This window comes from Paenibacillus hemerocallicola (genome assembly GCF_006265175.1).
Lineage (GTDB): Bacteria > Bacillota > Bacilli > Paenibacillales > NBRC-103111 > Paenibacillus_AB > Paenibacillus_AB hemerocallicola.
This window is the reverse complement of record NZ_VDCQ01000050.1, coordinates 1-19,816: the sequence shown is the minus strand read 5'-3', so window position 1 is coordinate 19,816 and position 19,816 is coordinate 1. Positions and strand designations below refer to the sequence as shown.

17 protein-coding genes are annotated in these 19,816 nt (G+C 55.6%); 12 read left to right on the top strand and 5 right to left on the bottom strand.

Going from position 1 to position 19,816, the window contains the following annotated elements; translation table 11 throughout:
- Nucleotides 1-118: 118 nt before the first annotated feature.
- Nucleotides 119-1,012: a LysR family transcriptional regulator gene (locus FE784_RS27840; RefSeq protein WP_139605527.1), complete on the bottom strand. Its 894-nt coding sequence runs from the start codon at nt 1,010-1,012 to the stop codon at nt 119-121.
- A 141-nt stretch (nt 1,013-1,153) separates the two neighbouring features.
- Between FE784_RS27840 and FE784_RS27835 the strand changes: the two genes are divergently transcribed.
- From FE784_RS27835 to FE784_RS27805, 7 genes are all read left to right on the top strand, one after another.
- Nucleotides 1,154-1,915, top strand: coding sequence for a sulfite exporter TauE/SafE family protein (locus FE784_RS27835; protein WP_139605526.1), 762 nt, complete (start codon nt 1,154-1,156; stop codon nt 1,913-1,915).
- A 34-nt stretch (nt 1,916-1,949) separates the two neighbouring features.
- Entirely contained in the window at nt 1,950-3,269 is a 1,320-nt protein-coding gene (locus FE784_RS27830) for a hypothetical protein (protein ID WP_139605525.1), read from the top strand.
- A gap of 101 nt (nt 3,270-3,370) precedes the next feature.
- Entirely contained in the window at nt 3,371-5,704 is a 2,334-nt protein-coding gene (locus FE784_RS27825) for a carboxypeptidase regulatory-like domain-containing protein (protein ID WP_139605524.1), read from the top strand.
- A 183-nt stretch (nt 5,705-5,887) separates the two neighbouring features.
- Nucleotides 5,888-6,862, top strand: a complete 975-nt coding sequence (locus tag FE784_RS27820) for a COX15/CtaA family protein (RefSeq protein ID WP_139605523.1) — start codon at nt 5,888-5,890, stop codon at nt 6,860-6,862.
- A gap of 53 nt (nt 6,863-6,915) precedes the next feature.
- The gene (locus FE784_RS27815; protein ID WP_139605522.1) at nt 6,916-8,676 is read left to right on the top strand and encodes a UbiD family decarboxylase; all 1,761 of its coding nucleotides are present in this window, start codon (nt 6,916-6,918) and stop codon (nt 8,674-8,676) included.
- Nucleotides 8,677-8,742: 66 nt separating this feature from the next.
- The gene (locus tag FE784_RS27810) at nt 8,743-9,447 is read left to right on the top strand and encodes a Cthe_2314 family HEPN domain-containing protein (protein ID WP_139605521.1); all 705 of its coding nucleotides are present in this window, start codon (nt 8,743-8,745) and stop codon (nt 9,445-9,447) included.
- Between the two features lie 36 nt (nt 9,448-9,483).
- On the top strand, nt 9,484-10,278 hold the full coding sequence (locus FE784_RS27805; protein ID WP_139605520.1) for an SDR family oxidoreductase: 795 nt from the start codon (nt 9,484-9,486) through the stop codon (nt 10,276-10,278).
- A 90-nt stretch (nt 10,279-10,368) separates the two neighbouring features.
- On the opposite strand, the gene FE784_RS27800 is transcribed toward FE784_RS27805, so the two are convergent.
- A complete protein-coding gene (locus FE784_RS27800) occupies nt 10,369-10,614 on the bottom strand; it encodes a NifU family protein (RefSeq protein ID WP_139605519.1) in 246 nt (81 codons plus the stop codon).
- A 98-nt stretch (nt 10,615-10,712) separates the two neighbouring features.
- Here FE784_RS27800 and FE784_RS27795 point away from each other — a divergent pair, with 98 nt between their 5' ends.
- Nucleotides 10,713-10,979 carry a YuzB family protein gene (locus tag FE784_RS27795; protein WP_139605518.1) on the top strand — a complete coding sequence of 89 codons (267 nt, stop codon included), beginning with the start codon at nt 10,713-10,715 and terminating at the stop codon, nt 10,977-10,979.
- Nucleotides 10,980-10,981: 2 nt separating this feature from the next.
- Here FE784_RS27795 and FE784_RS27790 read toward each other — a convergent pair whose 3' ends face one another.
- Both FE784_RS27790 and mqnE read right to left on the bottom strand, forming a co-directional pair.
- A complete protein-coding gene (locus FE784_RS27790; protein WP_139605517.1) occupies nt 10,982-12,046 on the bottom strand; it encodes an NAD(P)/FAD-dependent oxidoreductase in 1,065 nt (354 codons plus the stop codon).
- Nucleotides 12,047-12,122: 76 nt separating this feature from the next.
- On the bottom strand, nt 12,123-13,226 hold the full coding sequence (gene mqnE / locus FE784_RS27785; RefSeq protein ID WP_139605516.1) for an aminofutalosine synthase MqnE: 1,104 nt from the start codon (nt 13,224-13,226) through the stop codon (nt 12,123-12,125).
- 193 nt (nt 13,227-13,419) lie between these two features.
- Between mqnE and FE784_RS27780 the strand changes: the two genes are divergently transcribed.
- Entirely contained in the window at nt 13,420-13,779 is a 360-nt protein-coding gene (locus FE784_RS27780) for a HesB/IscA family protein (RefSeq protein WP_139605515.1), read from the top strand.
- 801 nt (nt 13,780-14,580) lie between these two features.
- On the opposite strand, the gene FE784_RS27775 is transcribed toward FE784_RS27780, so the two are convergent.
- On the bottom strand, nt 14,581-15,921 hold the full coding sequence (locus FE784_RS27775) for an ABC transporter substrate-binding protein (RefSeq protein ID WP_139605514.1): 1,341 nt from the start codon (nt 15,919-15,921) through the stop codon (nt 14,581-14,583).
- A 209-nt stretch (nt 15,922-16,130) separates the two neighbouring features.
- Between FE784_RS27775 and FE784_RS27770 the strand changes: the two genes are divergently transcribed.
- The 3 genes from FE784_RS27770 to FE784_RS27760 all read left to right on the top strand — a co-directional run bounded on the left by FE784_RS27770 (nt 16,131) and on the right by FE784_RS27760 (nt 18,946).
- Nucleotides 16,131-16,940, top strand: coding sequence for an AraC family transcriptional regulator (locus tag FE784_RS27770; protein WP_139605513.1), 810 nt, complete (start codon nt 16,131-16,133; stop codon nt 16,938-16,940).
- A 719-nt stretch (nt 16,941-17,659) separates the two neighbouring features.
- Entirely contained in the window at nt 17,660-18,451 is a 792-nt protein-coding gene (locus FE784_RS27765) for an alpha/beta hydrolase (RefSeq protein ID WP_139605512.1), read from the top strand.
- 30 nt (nt 18,452-18,481) lie between these two features.
- A complete protein-coding gene (locus FE784_RS27760; RefSeq protein WP_139605511.1) occupies nt 18,482-18,946 on the top strand; it encodes a DUF6884 domain-containing protein in 465 nt (154 codons plus the stop codon).
- The last annotated feature ends 870 nt before the right edge of the window (nt 18,947-19,816 follow it).

Sequence of the window (19,816 nt, the reverse complement as noted above, 5' to 3'; positions counted from 1 at the left end):
GCTTTCCGCACATTTCCCCCATCTCTTTTTGTATGACAATTCTCTCTTTTTGACTTTTTCAACAGCCTCAGATTTTCCATCCATTCCTCGGCAGACCTTCACTAAGCGCCGGCCCCATCTATTCCGCCAACGTCAACCCGCCGCTATACTCGGTCAGAAATTGCCGGAATCGATTGGCGACGGGAGAGAGATAACTGTTCTTGTTCCAAGCGAGTCCGATCGTCCTCCGGCACTCCGGCTCGTCAACCGGCAAACGGACGATGCCTTCCATGTCCACTCCTTTAATGTCGGGGAGCAGCGTAATCCCGAGCTTCGCCCGCACGAACCCCATAAGCGTCACGACCTCCTCTCCTTCAAACATAATTTTCGGCGTTATTCCGGCTTGATCGTACAATCGGTCCATAACCGTACGGGTGCCGTACCCTTGCTTCAAGGCGATTACCCGACTGTCCGCTAGTTCTTGCAGCGACACTTGACGGCGATTTCCGAGCTCGTGCCCGACGGGGACGAAGGCGAATATGTCTTCCGTCCATAACGGCTGCCATTCGATGGAAGCTCTCGTTTCCGTAACGGTGGACAAACAAAAATCGATATCGCCGGCTTCCAACTGATCCAACATAACGGAAGTGGCGTTCTGAAAAAGCTGAAAATGAACGCGCGGGCATGAGCCGAGAAACGCGCTCACCAGATTCGGGACGAAGGACGCTCCCAGCGACTTCAGGAAGGCGAGCGAGACGGTGCCGCGCTCCGGATCGAGCAGATCGATCATTTCCTGCTTGGCCTGCGCCAGCTCCTGCAAGCTGCGCGACGTTTTGGCATAAAACTCTTTTCCGTACCGGTTCAGCACGACTCCGCGGCCTTTCCGTTCGAACAGCTTGACGCCCAGCTCCTCCTCCAGCTTGGAGATCGAACGGCTGAGCGCCGACTGCGATACGGACAATAGCTCGGCTGCGCGGGTGAAGTGCTCGACCCGGGCTACCGTATGGAAATATTCCAACTGCTGCCACTCCAATGGTCATACCCTCCGTTGCGCCATATGTCATTTATTACATTTTATCATTGATATCATAGAAATAATACATTAGACACATCGTTCCATCGATGGTTAAATGAACGGTGAGAGGACAAAATTGAGCTCTTGAAAGGAACGGCGATGATAGTACAGATAGTCGGAACGATGTTCGCCGTCGGGCTTCTCCTCGGGTTCGTAGGGGCGGGCGGATCGGGCTTCATTATCTCCATCCTGACGGTAGGCTTCGGTTATCCGATCCATACGGCGCTCGGAACGGCTTTGTCCGCCATGGCGTTCTCCTCGTTGTCGGGCGCTGTCAGCCATTACCGGGACGGCAATGTCCTGTTGAAAACGGGGCTGGCCGTCGGCGGATTCGGCGCGTTCGGAGCGGCCGTCGGTTCTCATTATTCCGTCTACATTCCGGAGGATGGACTGAAGTGGCTTACCGCGGGGATGCTCTTTTTATCCGGCCTCGCCCTGTGGGTGCGCATGCTGCTCGTATCCGGCCATAAGGATAAAGGGACGGACGCCAAAGCATTCCTCGAGGGCTTCGCTTTTTGGCTGGCCGCGGGAGGGGTCGGTCTGACGACCGGAGTGCTGTCGGGCTTATTCGGCATCGGATCTACCCCGTTTATTCAGATCGGGCTGTTGACGGTACTGGGCATGCCCGCTCGTCAAGCCGCGGGAACGACCATGCTGGTCATTCTGCCGATTGCGATTGCCGGCGGAACGGGGTTTTGGTTCGTCGGACATTTGGACTTTCCGCTGCTGGTCCAAGTCGTCTGCGGCACGATGCTGGGGGCGTATATCGGCGCCAAGTTTACGAAACGCGTTACCGTATCGTGGTTGAAGACGGCGATGGTCATCGTACCCATGATCGGCGGAGCCATTTTGCTGCTGTAGGAAAGAAACAAAGCAATGGAAGGAAGGAATTGCGATGAGCAAATGCGGAATGAGCGAGGTTGTTATCACGCCTCCGCTCGGCAGCCCGATTCCGGGTTCGGTCAACGAGAGGTTGTCGACGGGAACGAAGGACGATTTGTATGCGAAAGCGTTAGTCGTCGAAACGGATAGCGCGACGTTCGCGATAGTCGCCTTGGATGCCATCGACGTGCCCCGAAGGCTGGTCGAGAACGTACGGACGCGCGTCTCGGAGGTTGCCGGAATTCCTGGCGAGCATGTGATGGTGTCGTCGACGCACACCCATACGGGCGGACCGACTATCCAGACGAGCTTCGTGAGCGCGGTCGACGAGTCGTATTTGGACTTGCTCGCGAGCAGGGCGGCGGATGCGGTAATCCTCGCCCACTCCCGCCGCACGGAAGCGCGCATCGGCTTCGGGCGCGGCATGGAGGCTGATATTGCCTTTAACCGGAGGTTCCTTATGCGCGACGGCACCGTCCGGATGAATCCCGGCATCGGGAACCCGGACATTGTCGAGCCGGTCGGACCGATCGACCCGGAAGTTGTCGTCATCCGCATCGACGATGCGGAGGGCAATCCGATAGGGGCGGTTACGAACTATTCGTGTCATGCTTGCGTGGTGGGCGGAACGGAGTACAGCGCCGATTATCCCGGCGAGCTGAGCCGAACGCTCAAGCGGCTGCTGGGTCCATCCGCAGTCAGTCTATTCCTGCAAGGAGCCAGCGGAGATATCAACCATATCGATGTTAGCGGCCGACTCGCCACTACGAAGCCGAATCACTATAAGGTGATGGGCAACATATTGGCTTTTGAGGCGATGAAGGTGCGCGAGAAAACGTATACCGCCGATCGGCTGCAAGCCGCCGTCAAGCAACGTCGCGTTCCCGTCCGATTTCGAAGACCGGCGGAAGAGCAGATCGCCGCGGCCCGACAGCTGCTTCAATCGGCGGAAGACGGCGCTCCCGTAACGGAAGTGAAGTTTGCGAAGCAAATCGTAGAGCTGTCGCGCAACGATGCCAATGAAGCGACCGAAGCTGAAATTCAAATCTTCGCGCTTGGCGATCTCGCCATCGTCGGACTGCCGGCGGAAATATTTGTCGAATTCGGCCTGGAGATCAAACGGGGCTCTCCATTCCCTTATACGATCATTAACCAGTTGACGAACGGATCTGTCAGCGGCTATGTATGCACGAGGGAGGCATACCGTCAAGGAGGTTACGAGACCAGGCTCAGGACGTACAGCCGATTGCAGGAGGAAGCCGGGGACTTGTTTGTGGAGCATGCCCTGCAATCGCTTCGCGAGCTTGGAGCGCCAGTCTCGAGTCCGGTCTAGTCATTTTGTCGATAAAAATCGGGAAATGTTGCGCGCTTCGCTCAATTCCTTCTGTATCGTTCGAAAGGCTTATGGTAGTATGAGACTATGAGCTTATAGGAATGATTGGAAAAGAGGTGGAGCGGGGGCGTATGCCTTATGCGAGAAAACGAAGCAAGCTGTCCGGCGTATACCGGACATTCCTGTTGCTGCTGCTATGCGTCTGCAGCATGTTCCCCGGCGTCCCGAGGGCCGGTGCCGAATCGGTTCCTCCTATCGCGGTGTTGTACCCGACGGAAGCGGTAATCGTACGGCCGAATGAATCGGTAAATATCCAAGTGGCGGCGCTGGGGTGGGAAGCGGTCGAGCTCAGGGAAGGCGCGCAAGTAGTGGGCGGCAGTACGGAAGGCGGACCGAACCGCTCGATCGCGGTTGTTTTTCCGACGGAGGGCATACATAATTTGGAGGCCGTCGGCGTCACCGGACCGGTCCGAAGCGTCCCTCGGCAGTTGCCGCCCATACTGGTCAAATCCGGTGCCGCGAATATAGCGGATATCGTACCGTTTGCCAACCGGCAGCCGGCCGACGTACCGGACTTTAACGGGGATGGGAATAAGGCTACCTCCGCGGACAAGAGAGACGATTTGAGAGTCGCCCTGGGCTTGGTCCGGCCTTTGATGTATCCCGGGCCTGCGGCGGGATATACGATTCAGCCCGGGATGTCGCCCGGATCGATCCGAATCGATTATGTCCCGCAAAACGGAGGCGCACTGTATTATGAATTGACCGAATCGACCCGCAACGTTCCCGCCGTCGGATCGGCAGCCAGAGGGAAGCCCTATATGCCGGGGGAGGATATTGCGGGAGCGAATTACGGGTATGCGTATCTGGCATTGTCGGAAGCGGACGCCCAAGGGAAAGTCGTTCGGTTCTCCCATGTCGGACTCCATGACGCCATGTTCCAATCCTCTTTGAGAGGCTCCGTGGTAGATTGGAATAACAGCCCGGTGTTCGGGGCTACGCTGGAGTTCAGGGCCGGGACGGATAACACGTCCGGCAGCGCGGTTGCGCAGACGGCTACCGACGCGATGGGCATGTTCAACGTCGACCTGCCGGCAGGCCCGTACACGATCAAGCTATTGGCGGCAGGCTACGAGCGGAGCAGCTTCAACGTCACGGTGTCCAGGGGCGAGAACAACCATGAGGTTCTAAAAGCCATATCGGAGCTGAAGGCCGACCAAATCCGCATCGTATTGACCTGGGGCGCTGCCGCCAGGGATCTCGATTCGCACCTGCTCGGACCGGACGGCGACGGCGGCATATTTCACGTTTACTATGCCAACACGGTCAGCACCAACACTTACGGGGAAATCGCCAAGCTCGATCGGGACGATACGAATCATAACGGCAGGGAGACCGTTACGGTTACTACGGTCAACCGCAACGTATACGGAACGTTCAATTACTACGTTCACAACTACAGTTGGGGCGAAGGCTCCCTGAGAGGGTCGAACGCCAAAGTCGAGGTGTATCTCGGCACCCAATCCGAAGAAGGCGGCGACGTAAACGAAACGCTGATCAAGTCATACGCGGTGCCGGCGGGTCCGGGGCAAGAGCGGTATTGGGAAGTAATGCATTTGATCGTATCGCCGGACGAATTGTTGGTAGCCGACATCAACCAGGTGAGGGAATCGAGCCCGATTTTGACGAAAATTATCGGGGCGGAGCCTTATGAAGGGGCGTCGAACCGGATCCGGCTTCAGTATCTCGACAATACGGGCTACATCGACGGAGTTTACGATCAGGTCGAGCTGGACGATTTGCAAGTGTCGGCGGCGCTCGACGGAGATCCTTACGGCCTGAGCGGCTTGCAGTACGACAAGGCGTCGCGGGTGTTAAGCTTCGATCCCATACCTTCAGCCGCGACCGCACGACAGCTCATTTTGACGGTGCAGGCCAAGCCGGACTCGAAGCGGTTAATACCGGGAACGGCAACCGCTGAATTGATCGTACCTGCCGCAGCAGGCAAGACGGAGATACTCGGGTTGACTGACTTGACCCAAATCGGCCTCGGCAATCCATTCAAGGTCGGTCTGTCCTTGGCGAATCCGACCGTTACCGGATTGACTTACGGCGATTTGTCGGTAACGGGCTCCGTTTATAACACGGTAACCGGCGCTACTTACGCGAACGTAGACCTATCCGGCATCACGATTACGAATGACGGCGGTTGGGTCATTTTCTTCAATCTGAACCGGGAATCCTTTGTATATCCTTATAACACGGCTATGCGACTGACGTTGACCGTAACGGCCAAGCCGGACTCGGCTCTGCTGACCGGTTCGGCAACGGATGTCACAATCTTTTCATTTCCTTTATTTCTTGGGATAGAAAGCGAGCCTTTTGCGGCATTCGCGCTCAAGTCCCCGCCTTACGCGGGGGAAGCGTTGCCGTGACGGGAGCGCCGATCGGCCGGGAAGCCTCCCTTTGTCAGGGAAGGCTTCCTTTTTTCTTGCTCGGCTGCGGTACACGTTCACATTTCCGAAATGGATTTGCCCGGCGATAATCGCTATAATTGGTTTGACGCAATTTTCGACTTTATCGGAACGCGATTGACTTATAAAGAAGGTGCATCCACGATGGGAAAACGATTATACGGTTTGTCGCTTGCTTCGGTAATCGGAATGGGGCTCGTTCTGCTCATGGGGGCGCTCGTTACCAAGACGGGATCGGGAGAAGGCTGCGGCACGGACTGGCCGCTGTGCAACGGCAAATTCGTGCCGGCGTATACGATCGAATCGATGATCGAATACAGCCATCGTTTCGTCAGCGGGATTGTCGGATTATTGGTGCTGGGTGCGGCCATAGCGACCTACATGAAGCTGCGGCACAGCGGGGAAGCGATGCTGTTCGCCTTCGGCGCGCTGTTTTTCACGATTTTGCAGGCGATTTTGGGCGCTCTTGCGGTCATATATCCGCAATCGGAAGCGGTTATGGCGCTTCACTTCGGTTTTTCGCTGCTGGCATTCTCGACATCGCTTCTGCTGACCGTCGGCATCCGGACCGGCGCTTACGTCCCCGCCGGCTCCAAGGCTCATCGTTCCGCCAGGCTGCTGGCAATGGATGACCGCACAGCGAATATTGTGCCCGGCATGCGCAAATGGATATGGGGAGCGACGATATACAGCTACGTGGTCGTATACGTCGGGGCATTCGTCCGGCATACCGAATCCTCCGGCGGCTGCCTCGGCTGGCCGCTGTGCAATGGGGAAGTCGTCCCCGCCCTGCACGGAGCGACGGGAATCGCTTTTGCCCATCGAATCGCCGCGGTTTTGTTGCTGGTTATAGTAGCTATCATCGCATATCGATCTTCCCGGACGCCGGGCTCCCCGGACCTGCTTCGCGCTGCGGCGCGATGGGCGCTGCTGCTGACCGTACTGCAGGTGTTCAGCGGAGCATCGGTCGTCTGGACGTTAAGCTCCGACTGGTACTTGCTGACGGCTCTCATGCACGTCGTGCTCGTATCCGGCTTGTTCGGCGTACTCTGTTACATGAGTGTGCTCGCGTGGCGGTCGGCGCGTATATCCGCCGACCCGAACCGCCCGGCTTCATGATTTCCGCGGCTCGGATTCCGCGATACGGTTAACCCGATGAAGGGAGAACGTTAATGAATTTTACCAATTTGCGTACGTTTATCGATAGGCTTCGAGCGGAAAGGGATGTAGCGATTATATCCGCTCCGGTCGATCCGTATCTTGAAATCGCCGAAATTCACCGGAGAGTGATCGAGGAGGGCGGCCCCGCGCTGCTGTTCACGAACGTAAAGGGGAGTCCGTTTCCGGTGGCGACCAACCTGTTCGGCACGACCCGGAGAGTCGATCTGGCTTTCGGCCCGAAGCCGGAGGCGATCATGAACCGGTTGATGGCGGCCAAAGATACGCTTATTCCGCCGACGCCGAAAGCGCTGTGGAACGAGAAGGATTTGCTGTTCGACTTGATGAAAGTCGGAATGAAGACGGTACCTCATGCGCAAGCTCCGGTGCTCGAAGTATGCGATCGGAACGAACCGCTGTCCAAGCTGCCGGCGTTGACGAGCTGGCAGGAGGACGGAGGCCCCTTCGTCACGCTTCCGCTCGTCTATACGGAGCATCCGGACGGTCATGACCATAATTTGGGCATGTACCGGATGCAAATTTTCGACGGCAGCACGACCGGAATGCATTGGCAAATTCATAAAGGCGGCGGATTCCATTATCATGAGGCGGAGAAGCGGAACCGCCCGCTTCCGGTGACCGTTTATCTTGGCGGCCCCCCCGCTCTCATCGCTTCCGCGATCGCTCCTGCGCCCGAGCATTTGCCCGAGCTGCTGCTGACGTCGCTAATTCTCGGACAGAAGCTGCCGGTGGCCGACAACCCGCTCGGAGGGCATCGTCTCGTCGCCGAGGCCGAATTCGCCATCTGCGGAGAAGTGGCCCCGCACGTGCGCAGACCGGAAGGCCCGTTCGGCGATCACTATGGCTACTATTCGCTGCAGCACGATTTTCCCGTATTTCAAGTGAAGCATATGTTCCACCGGAAAGACGCGATTTACCCGGCGACGATCGTCGGCAAGCCGCGCCAGGAAGATTACTACTTGGGAGAGTTTCTGCAGCGGCTGCTGTCTCCGGCGTTCCCGCTCGTGATGCCCGGCGTAAAGCAGCTGTGGACGTATGCCGAGACCGGCTTCCATCCGCTCGCAGCGGCGATCGTGCGAGAGAGCTATTCGCGCGAAGCGCTCGGCTCTGCTTTCCGCATTCTCGGCGAAGGCCAATTGTCGCTTACGAAATTTCTGATCTTGACGGACAAACCCGTGGATTTGGCCGACTTCCGCTCATTGCTTGCGACGGTATTGGAGCGGTTCAATCCGCATACCGATTTGTTCATATTCAACAATACGTCGCATGACACGCTCGACTACACCGGCTTGAGACTGAATCACGGCAGCAAGGCGGTGCTTCTCGGAGTAGGCGATCCGGTGCGCGAGCTGCCTCATACATACGAGGAAGGGCATTTGGACGGAATTAACGACGCCAAGCCTTACTGCGCGGGCTGCCTCGTCGTCTCCGGAGCCGCATATGAGGAAGATCCCGAGTTGGCCGGGCGAATAGCCGAACGATATGGCGACACACTAAGCAAATGGCCGCTCGTCGTATTGGCTGACGACACCGCCATCGTAGACGGGCAAACCCCGTTTTTGTGGACCGTATTTACGCGGTTCAATCCGGCGACCGATATTTTCGCAAGGAGCCGGGTGCGGCAGCACCATCTCAGCTTCGAGCTGCCGATCGTCATCGACGCGCGGATGAAGCCGGGCTACCCGGATGAGCTCGTTCCGCGCGAAGACATCGTGAAGCTCGTATCCGACAGATGGCGCGAATATTTTTCATGAGGTCTTTCCGGGGAGGGCCTGCAAAAAGCAAGCATCAACCAAGCATTAACCAAGGGCGGTGACCGAATGTTCAGAGCTTGGTTCGACGAGCCGAAGCGCGTCGATTCCGGACCGCTGCTGGAGGCCATTTCGGCTATAGGGCAATACCGCAAGCTGCTCACGCAGCTGATCGAGGAGCAGACCCCGCAGTGCGGCAAGTATACCCGTTACGAGCTGTGGGCGCGAGGCTTGACCAATGCGCTGGACGAGCTGGAGCAGAGCGTATACTGCGGTGCCAAGTTCCGCGAGGGCGTCAAGGAAACGCAGGAAGAGAAAATGAGTCCGGAGGAAAAAGCTGATTACCATCGGCACGTATATTTTTACAAAAACGGATTTATTCGGCTGTTCTCGATTCTCGACAAGCTTGGTTATTTCATGAACGATTTGCTGCGATTGCGATCCGAGCGGATCAAGCAAAAATTTTCGTATTTCACCGTATTGCGGCAAATGCAGCATCGTCATGCCGAGCCCGGGCTGTTGCAGCCGCTGCAGCTTATAAAAGAGAGCTATAACGAACCGATGGGCAGGCTTCGCCAAAGGCGCAATATGGAAATCCATCTCGTCAACACGGAAATGCTGGACGATTTGCTCCATATCGACCTGTGCCGGGCAGATCGGAGCTATATCGAGGATTTGAACGCCAATATGGACGATTTGAGACAAGGCTTCGAAATGGTTTGCCGGACGATGGCGACCGTTTTCGCTTATGTACACGAACGAAAAAAGACGTAACCGCGGTTTGACGATGGAGAGAAGGAGGAAGCTCCCATGCTTCATGGCAAAATCGCGCTGATTACGGGGAGCGCGAAGGGGCTCGGCAAACGGACGGCCCTCGCGCTCGCCGATCTCGGCTGCGATGTGGCGATCAACTACGTGAACAGCGAGAACGAAGCCTGCGAGCTTGTAGACCGGCTGAAGGCGAAGGGCGTCCGATCCATGGCCGTCCAAGCCGACATCGCGAGCCGGGACGATAATGCCCGCATGATCGATACGATTTCGCGAAAGTGGGGCGACGTCGATATTTTGATCAATAATGCGGGACCGTTCGTGCGGGAAAGGCGGACTTTCGACGAATACGAGCTGGACGAAATCGACTATATGATGCGGGGCAATCTGATCGGCGTCATGCAGCTGGACCGTCTCGTTCTGCCGGCGATGCGTAGCAACCGTTGGGGACGCATCGTCCATTTCGGCTTCGGACGGGCTTCCGAAGGGAGAGGCTGGCCTCACCGGGCCGTCTATGCGGCCGCAAAGGTCGGACTCGTGTCGTTGACGAAGACGCTCGCCGAAGAACAGGCGGCTTTCGGTGTAACCGTTAACATGATATGTCCCGGCGATATACGGGGCGGCAACAAGGAGAAGAGTATCGGGGAAGTCTCCCATTTGACCGACGAAGAATTTCCAGGGATTCGTCCGGGCAGCGGCGAGGATGTCGCGCGAGTGATCGCTTTCCTGTGCATGCCGGAGTCGGATTTCCTGACCGGCAACGTGATGGAGGTATCGGGCGGCTTCGATCCGATCCGCAGCATAGTCGCGCAGCGTCAGAGCGATGGCGGGCGATAAGCGGAGCCGGAGAATTACGCAGCGCCTCCAAAAAACCAAAAAAGAGCGGCCAGCCGATGATGGCATGGCCGCTCTTTAACAAGCGAGCGATCAAAATACTTGAACGACCTCTACGACGCCTTCGACTTCTTCGACGAGGGCGCGTTCGATTCCCGCTTTCAGCGTTATGGTCGAGCTCGGGCAGCTTCCGCAAGCTCCCATAAGCTTTAATTTGACGATACCGTCTTCCACGTCGACCAGCTCGACGTCTCCTCCGTCGCGTTGCAGAAACGGACGCAATTTATCCAATACTTCAAGCACTTCGTCGTACATGCTTTCTTGTACGTTCTGGCTCATTTGCCTCATCTCCCTTCTTAGTATTATTATAGTACATTATACGCGAAATTAAAATGGTGCGACACTGGATGACGAAATGAACCGGATGGTGGCCGATAATGAGACCGATTGTGGAGTTTTGCACGAACAATATGCATCATGGGACGGACGAAGTCATGCGCAGGCTGGAGGAAAATCCGGAGCTGGACGTAATCGAATACGGCTGTCTGGGCAATTGCGGTCAGTGCTACATGGAGCCTTATGCGCTCGTCAACGGGGAGATTGTTCCCGCTTCGTCCCCGGACGAGCTGTTTGAGGCAATTACGGCCAAAATCAAAGAGCTCGAAGAGCAGTTCGCCTGGCTGGACGAACAGCCCGATCTGTAAGCTTATCCGAAATGATGCTTGGACATCCAAAGCACGCCGCTCTTCAATACGCGCGGCACTTTTCCCATGATAACCGTCTTTTTGCCCATCATGCCGAAGCCGGCTTTTTTGCCGAGCGATCCGAGCACGCCCTTCAGCTTGATCGTTTTCAGGTGAGGGGTCTGGCCTTTCCACAGGGCATGCATCACTTCGGCAACTTGCTTGCCCTGTTCTTCGGCGGCTTGGGCGCTCGGGCTGAAGGGCAGGCTGGCGCAGTCGCCGACGACGAATACTTCCGGATGTTCGGAAATCTGATGATACTCGTTCAATAGGACGCGTCCTTGGCCGTCCTTGGGCACGGTGAGCTGCTGCACGATCGGGCTCGGCTGGATCCCGGCCGTCCATACCGTAAGGTCGGTCAAAATTTCTTGATCTCCGTTGTGCAATACCCCCGGATCTACGCTTCTCAGCGAAATGCGCGACAGCATCTCGATATCGTGCTCGATAAACCATTCCCGAACATACCCCTGCAGCTTCTCCGGAAAAGAAGACAATATGCTCGCTCCGCGGTCGATGATGCGGATATTCAGGTCGGGACGGCTCTCGCGCAGCTCGGAGGCGATTTCCACGCCGCTCAAGCCTCCGCCGACAACGGATACCTGCGAGTAAGGATTCAGGTCGTTCAAAGCCTGATACGCCTTGCGGGACCCCGACAACGTCTGAATGCTGTGCGCGTACGTGTCCGCTCCGACGATGCCGTGGAACTTGTCGACGCAGCCCAAAGCGATCACGAGCCAGTCGTAAGAGACGGGATCGTTCTTGTCCATCATGACGAGCTTCCGCTCGAGATCGACACCGGTAATTTCGCCGTACTTCAGCATAATGCGCGGATCGCTCGGAAACGCGACCCGAATTTCCGCTTCGGAGACGGTGCCCGCCGCCAAAGCGTAATATTCCGTCTTCAGCCCCTGGTATGGCATGCGGTCGATCAGCACGATCTCCGTGCCGTGAGGCGGTTCTTGCTCCAGCAGCTGGAGAGCCAGCGTCAAGCCGCCGTACCCTCCGCCCAAAATGACAAATCTACTCATGCGTGATGCGGTCCTTTCCGGGGTCATATATTGGTTTAGAATGTCACGCGAAGGGGAACTTTATGAGCGTTCCCTTTTAATTAAACACGTGGACTTCGTTATAAAACGTATCGCGCTCCACCGGAATCCGGTTCGCACCCTTGATCATGTGTACGAGCTCCTCGCGTGTCAGTCCTTCCGGGGATAAAGCGCCCGCAGAGTGACTGATCCGCTCCTGTACGATCGTACCGTGAGCATCGGAGGCACCGAACGTAAACGCCAATTGGGCGAGCTGGGTGCCGAGATTGATAAAGTATGCTTTGACGTGCTGAATGTTGTCGAGCATGAGACGGCTAATCGCGATCGTCTTCAAATCGTCGAACGCCGACGTTCTCCGCTTGATGCCCATGCCCGTATTGGCCGGTTGGACCGCGTTCGGAATGAACACCATGAAGCCGTCCGTTTCGTCCTGCAGCGCGCGGAGCTGGAGCATATGGCGAATCCGCTCTTCCTTCGTCTCGATGGAGCCGTACAGCATCGTCGCATGGGTTCTTATGCCCAATTTGTGCGCGGTGCGGTGGACGTCGAGCCATTGATCGGAGGTCGCTTTTTCCACGTTCATCTTGTTGCGGTACCGTTCGGTCAAAATTTCCGCGCCGCCTCCGGGAAGGGTGCCGAGACCGGCGTCGGTCAGCTTCTGCAGCACTTCCTTATACGTCAAGCCGCTGATGCGCGAGAAAAAGTCGATCTCCGCACCGGTGTAGGCTTTGATCGTAACTTGCGGAAAGTTTTCTTTCAGGACGCGGATCGAATTGACGTAGTACTCGAACGGTACGTTCGGATTATGTCCGCCGGTAATATGGAATTCGCGCATGCCGGGATGATAATGCTTCGAGACATATGAAATAATTTCGTCGGGAGTGAGCGTGTACGACCCCGCTTCTCCTTCATCGCGACGAAAATGGCAAAACGCGCAGCGGTCCTCGCAAACGTTGGTAAAATAAAGACTCATGTTCTCGATAAAATATACTTTCCGCCCGTTCTTGCGCATGTTTACGATATTGGCCAGCTGGCCGATCGTCAGGAGGTCGTCCGATTCGTACAGGAAGACGCCTTCCTCCAGGGTAAGCCGCTCGCCGTTTTGCACTTTGTCGGCGATATCCGCCATCCGTTTGTCCGGCGTCGTGATCGCGATATTCATAGTTGTTCCTCCTTCTATAAATGCTGTGGTCAACTCCGATTCGTTTCGATGACTCATATATTATAAACCTACCGCACCGCCCGGGCAACAGTAGACTGCTTGCCAGGTCGGGAAATGAACGGGGCGCAGCCCCTTGAGGCATCGCCCGAATAGGAGTATACTGAGATTACAGGTACAAAAGGAGGGAAACGACATGATTACCATTACCGAACAAGCAACCGACAAAATCAAAGAAATGCTGGCAGCCGAAGAAACGCCCAACCTGTTTTTGCGCGTAGGCGTGAAGGAAGGGGGCTGCAGCGGTTTTTCATATGGAATGGGATTCGATGACGATGAGCAGAGCTCCGACCAGGTGCTGGACATCAACGGGTTGAAGGTAGTCGTCGATTCCGACAGCACCAAATATTTGCGCGGCCTCGAGATCGACTTCAAGGATGCCGCCATGGGGGGCGGGTTTACGATCCATAACCCGAACGCCATCGCTTCCTGCGGCTGCGGACAGTCGTTCCGCACGAAGGACGAGGAAGGCAAGCCGAATCCGGAGCAGTGCTGACGGACCGAAGCTGTCGATCGAACCTCTTGTCTCCATGAACGCTATGGAGGCAGGAGGTTTTTTGATGTTTTCTTTAGGAGGGAAAAAGTAGTCGCGTCGGGTTGAAGGCAAGCGCGTCAGGGAATAAGCTCGAAATCAACGTTACTCTGCTACATTCATGTTCTTCGATACCCGATAGTGCCGATTCCAGTTACTAACCAGGCTCCGCTCCCTATCTAAAAAGAAACTTTGCCATCGGCAGAACCAACCGACCGGTTTCAACCTTATTTCCTCCGGCAAGCCGGATATCGAGCGGATTTCATCGGTCCGTGCCGCAAATAAGGTTGATTTCAGCACTATCTGCGTCGTTTACCCGCTTCGGTCCGACAATAGTGCCGGTTTCAACCTTATTTCCTCCGGCGAGACGGATATCGAGCGGATTTCATCGCTCCGCGCCGCAAATAAGGTTGATTTCAGCACTATCCGCGTCAACTCCCCGCTTCGGTCCGACAATAGTGCCGGTTTCAACCTTATTCTGTCTTCCCGCTTCATCGGCGGAGCAAGCCGGCCTTAGCATAACCGTTTCAAGGGCTATTTGCCCGGCGCGGGCAGGGAAACGGGTCTAAATCGAAGCGAACTGGAGAAATAAGGATAAGACCAACGCTGTTCTATAAAATCCGCGCTCCTCAAGCCCCTATAGTGCTGGTTTCAACGCTACAAGCCCGTTTGCCCTACAAGGGGCGGCTTTCTCTTTCTCCGGAACGAAAAACGGATGGACTGCGAGGCTTGCGCTTCGTTGATCCATCCGCTCGGGAAATTCCGTTATTTCGCGGCCGCTTTCATCTCCGCGATTTTCTTGTTCGTCTCCTCTTCCGCTTGACGGAGCGCCGTATTGACATCGAGCTGCTTCGAGACGATTTTATGGACGTTCGTCATGAAGGAGGTCGCGGCAACCGAATTATAAGGGGTTACTACGCTCGGGCTCGCCGGCTTGGCCGGCATAAAGGCGCTCACGTTTTTGCCGCTCAAATACGGGAAGTCCTTGCCGAATTCGTTGCGCACCTTCTCGCTCTTCAGTACGGTCTGAAGCCCTTTCCTGGACTGGGCCAGCTGGAACTCCTCGCTCGCGAGCCAAGCGATGACCTGGAACGCCGCTTCCTTCTTCTTGCTCATATTCGTCAAGCTGAAGAAGGTGGGATAAGGCTGCGAGCCGACGCCCTTCAAGTCGACGTATTCCGGCAAGCTGACCGCATCGAGGTTCATGCCCTTGGTGGCCGCATTTTCCGGATCGAGATAGGTAGGAGGGAAGACGTTGGCATACATCGCCGCGATCCGGTCCTTGATGAAAAAGTTGTTCTGGGCCGTCAACGCTGCGGTTGTAGTCGTTACCTCGTTGCCGGGAATTTCGTAAAATCTGGCCAAATTTTGCGCATGCTTGTTCCAAATGTCGCTGTTGATAAGCGACTTCTCCGTCTTCGGATCGTCGAAGCTGGCCGAGAGCTGATTGGTCAGAGCCAGATGGTTGAACGAAGCCACGAACCCGCGATATTGCACGCCGCCGTCGTTGCGCGTCATTTTGCGCGCTTTCTGGAGCAGCTCGTCCCATGTCATGCCGTTAGCCGGGTAAGCTTCGCCGAACTTGTCGAACAGATCCTTGTTGTAGACGATCGTCGCGTAGCTGGTGCTGGTCGGTATGCCGTATAGGGCGCCGCCGGAAATTTGCCGGATCAGATCGATCGTGGACGGTTCGAATTTCGTCAGATCCAGATTGGCCAGCTTCGTCAGCTCGGTCATATCATAGGCCAAGCCGCTTTTCAGCACGTTTTCGTGAATCATGCCGACCGAAGCGTAAATGACGTCGATCTGTTCTCCGGCCGCGATCAGCTCGGGCAGCAATATTTTTTTGGCGGTATCGACATTGACGAATTTGGTCGTCACATGCGGAAATTTTTTCTGGATCGCATCGCCGTACTCGCTCATGAACTTTTCAGGCGTAGCTCCTCCGACAGGAGTGAAGAAGGTTAGCGTGACCGGCTCATTCGTCGGGGCCGCGGACGGCTTCTCTTCTGCTTTCCCGCCACCGCATCCCGCCAGCAGACTGACTGTAACGCACAGGGCTGCAGCCGCCGTAATGGCCTTCTTCCCGCGTGTCCGATTGTTCATTGTGATCCTCCCCTTTTTGTGTACTTGGAAATGAATGCGAACGATTGGAAATCAGTTGCACTAATCTTTTGCCTCCGCACGCTCTCGCAACCGCGTTCGCGGCGTTTCCTTACTATGAATACGCTTCACATTATAGCAATCGGATTTTATAATAGACATAGCGTAGACAACTGAAAACATGACTTATTCTGCTAAAGGAGAGGAAGTACGTGCCAACCCGGGAACCCGATTTGTCGGCGGAGCTGCTTCACGCGATGTATTCCAGGCACGACAAGCCTTATCATACGAACACGAACAGACCGTTTCTCAACTATTATGTCCGTCTGCAGGTGGAAGGCCAGTGCGAAGCGATGATCGGGGAAAACGGGCAGTGGGAGGTCGTGAATCCGGGAGATTTGTTCCTGTTCCGGCCGGGAGACAAGTGTCAGCTCTCCTTTGCTCCCAATAGGAAGACGAATGAGGTGCTGAGCGGCAACTACTACTTCGTCTGCAGGGGCACCTGGCTCGACAACTGGTGGGGCGAAACGGAGCGCCCGCGCAAAGCGAAAATCGCGCTCGGCACCAAGCTGCTGGATCTTTGCCAAGAGCTGGAATCGGAAATGCGCAAAACGAAAAGAAATTGGCGGGAAGCCGCCGAGTATTTGCTGCGAATGCTGTTCATTATGTTCGACCGGGAGCTCGTAGATCCGCATCGGGACTCGAATCGCGAGACGGTGATCGCCCAGAGGATGAAGCGGTACATCGAGGAGCATGCGCTGAAGCAGCTTAACGTGAAGGATGTGGCGAATCACGTCGGGCTGAGCGAGTCACGAGCTTCTCATCTCTTCACATCGGTGCTCCACCAGAGCATCATCCACTATGCGATGGAAATTCGTCTGAATCATGCTTGCGATCTGATCAAATTTACGGATTACAGCCTTCAGCAGGTAGCCGACCTGTCCGGCTTCAACCAATATTCATACTTCCATAGGACATTCCGCAAAAAGTACGGCGTGACGCCGAGGGAGTTTCGCCGGTAGCGGCATGACGGCAAATAGCCCTCGTCGTTACGCGCGGCAACGCAGGGCGCTTCTTACCCGGACGACGCGGTACCGTCACTGCCCATGCAGGCGGTGTACGCGACGGGGGCCGGAGATACGTTAAATGCGGCGTTTGGCGTCGGGTTGGTTTCGGGATGGAGCTTCCGGGAAGCGAGATCGGAGTACGACCATAAAATGGACTAACGCCACGAGTCGGCTTTATATAGCCGCCGCGTGGCGTTATATTTGTTTGTGTTATCGTTGCGACAAGTTTAACTTCGCTTTAAAAACAAGCGGTTCTTCATACATTACTTTCCCGGCAAACCGTTGACGCCATCTGTAAACAGTAAACGAATACCCAAAACAATGAAAGCCCTACCTCTCTTCCATCCTTACGATTCCTTGATCGTGCCAGTGTGAATCAGGTTCATATCGAATCGAACAAACTCTTTAGGGTTATGGAATTTGTGAATGGCGTGGGGGGTTTTTGGAGGAAAACGTACATGCGATGACAATAACACAGTTGTTAACTTTATCAGATGTTCAACAATTTGTCAAATTTGCTTCAATTGTTTTTCCAAATTCATCCCTTTTTTTGTCTTGAAACCGGGAAGCGAATTGAGTATGCTGAAACTCGTAGGCAAGCAGACAAGCAGCGTGCGGGCTTGCCGGAATGATCGAAATGAAAGCGATAGCAAACCAATATCGGAGGCTGCCGAATGGAACAACTCTTGAACGTAACGTATAGCGAATATGATTCCGAGCAACGCAAAATGGACGTCTTCCTTCCGGGAGATAATGCGAACGGGGTCGGGCTACTGTTTATTCACGGCGGAGGCTGGCACGCCGGCAACCGGACGGCTTGGCATCCGGTAGCGGATTATTTCTGCGCGCAAGGCTACTCCTGCGCTTCGGTCGGTTACCGATTGGCTCCCGATTGGACGTATCCCGCTCCGGTCGAGGACGTACGGCTCGGCATGTCTTTTTTTCTGGAAAATGCGCAGCGATTCCGCTTTGACGCGAACCGGACCGTCGTGTTGGGCTCGTCCGCCGGCGGCCATCTGGCGGCCATGCTGTCGACCCTGTCCGCGGACGACGATCTGGGCATTACGCCCGAGGTGCGCATCAGGGAAACGAAACCGAAGGCGGCCGTGCTCTACTGCGCGGCAACGAATCTCCATCCTGAACATAATCACGAGCGGCTGAATCCGTCTATCGACAAGCTCATGGGCCGAAACGGCACGGAAGCGGCCATCCCGTACGGCGAAGCGTCTCCTGTCGACCGGATTAACGGGAGCGGGCCGACGACCTTGTTAATTCACGGAGATGCGGACGAGGTCATTCCGGTCGAGCATTCGATTCAGTACCACGACAAGCTGACCCGCCACGGCGTTACGTCCGAGCTTGTCGTGCTGCCCGGCGTTCCGCACGGCTTCGGCTACGGAGTGAAAACACAGGCCCAACTCGATTCGTTGAAAGCGATCGAAGCTTTTTTGGCCAAGACGTTTTGACAAAAAATGCGGGACTGGGAAAGGCGCGCCATGAGATCTGCGTTGTGCATCCTGCCATGCGGCATGAAAAAAATATGGGACGTTGTGCCGGAGGCCGGACCGACGGTTGCGAGATCCGCTTACGTCGGCGCGTTTCACAAAGCTTGCCAAGCTTACGCGGAGGCATTCTCCGAGTGCTGGGTCGTCTTGTCGGCCAAGCACGGCTTCCTGCTTCCGGACGATATCGTCCCGGGCAACTACGACCTGGGCTTCCAGCACAAAGGCAAAGGTTTGGACGTCGTATCCGCCGACCGGTTGAGGCGGCAGCTCGCGGACAAGCGACTGGACCGTTATCCCGACGTGATCGTGCTGGGCGGGAAAAAGCTGGTGCGTGTGCTGTCTGAAGTGCTGGACCCGGAGGCTTGCACGGTTCATCTCCCGCTCCGCGACTGCAAAGGCATCGGATATATGCTGCAGAAGCTGAATCGGGCCGTGGAGCTGGGGCAGCCGGTATGAAAGCTGGCGTGCGAGCGTGCATAGAGACGGGGTCCCGCTTTTTGGGGGAGGAGCTTGGCGGGCGGTCAAACGGATGGGCGGACGAGCGGATGGAATACGGATAGATGGATAGACCATTGGGTTGACCAATGGGTTGACCAATGGATGGATAGACCGATATAGGAGTGAATAGACAGTTTTAGATGATGGATGTATGGATGGGATTCGATGTTCCGATCGTTTTGGAACCGCATCGTCAATTAGCGAGTCTCCTTATGGAGATTGATCCTATTGCCGATCACATTCGCATGTGCCGCACCCCTCAAACCGACGAAAAAATTGCCGGTGCTTTAAGATAAGTGAACGAAGAGAGATTGTGAGGAGCAGCAAAAGCATTAATACATAGGGGACCGAGGAAGTTTCCGTTCAGCTAATCGGCGGATGCGGAACAAAAATTTCCTTTATGGCGTAAAGGAGGCTGCTCCAGAAGCTCAAACGGAACGATTTGTTCCGTTATTGGCCGTCAACAGGTTGCAAAACGTGTTTCTTGATGCGATAGAGGAACTAAATGTTCCTTTAAGCTAGTTTTTCGTCGCCATTTTTGACAATAGCGGAACTCATTGTTCCGAATGCGACTGAGCAGAGGCAGCCGTGCTGTTGACCCGAGCGGTGATTTGCATATTTCGTCGCATCCATCTTAAATGCCGCCACCAAAACAAATCGCACACCGATCCCCCTTCATAATGCCGATGCTATATGAGAATCTCTCTGCAGTGCCCTTTCAAGGCACCGTCATCAGAAAATGGCAAGACAGCCCCGAACCGAGCCATGTTTCCCGCACTGTCGTACTGCAACCCCGAACCCCGAACCCCGAACCCCGAACCCCGAACC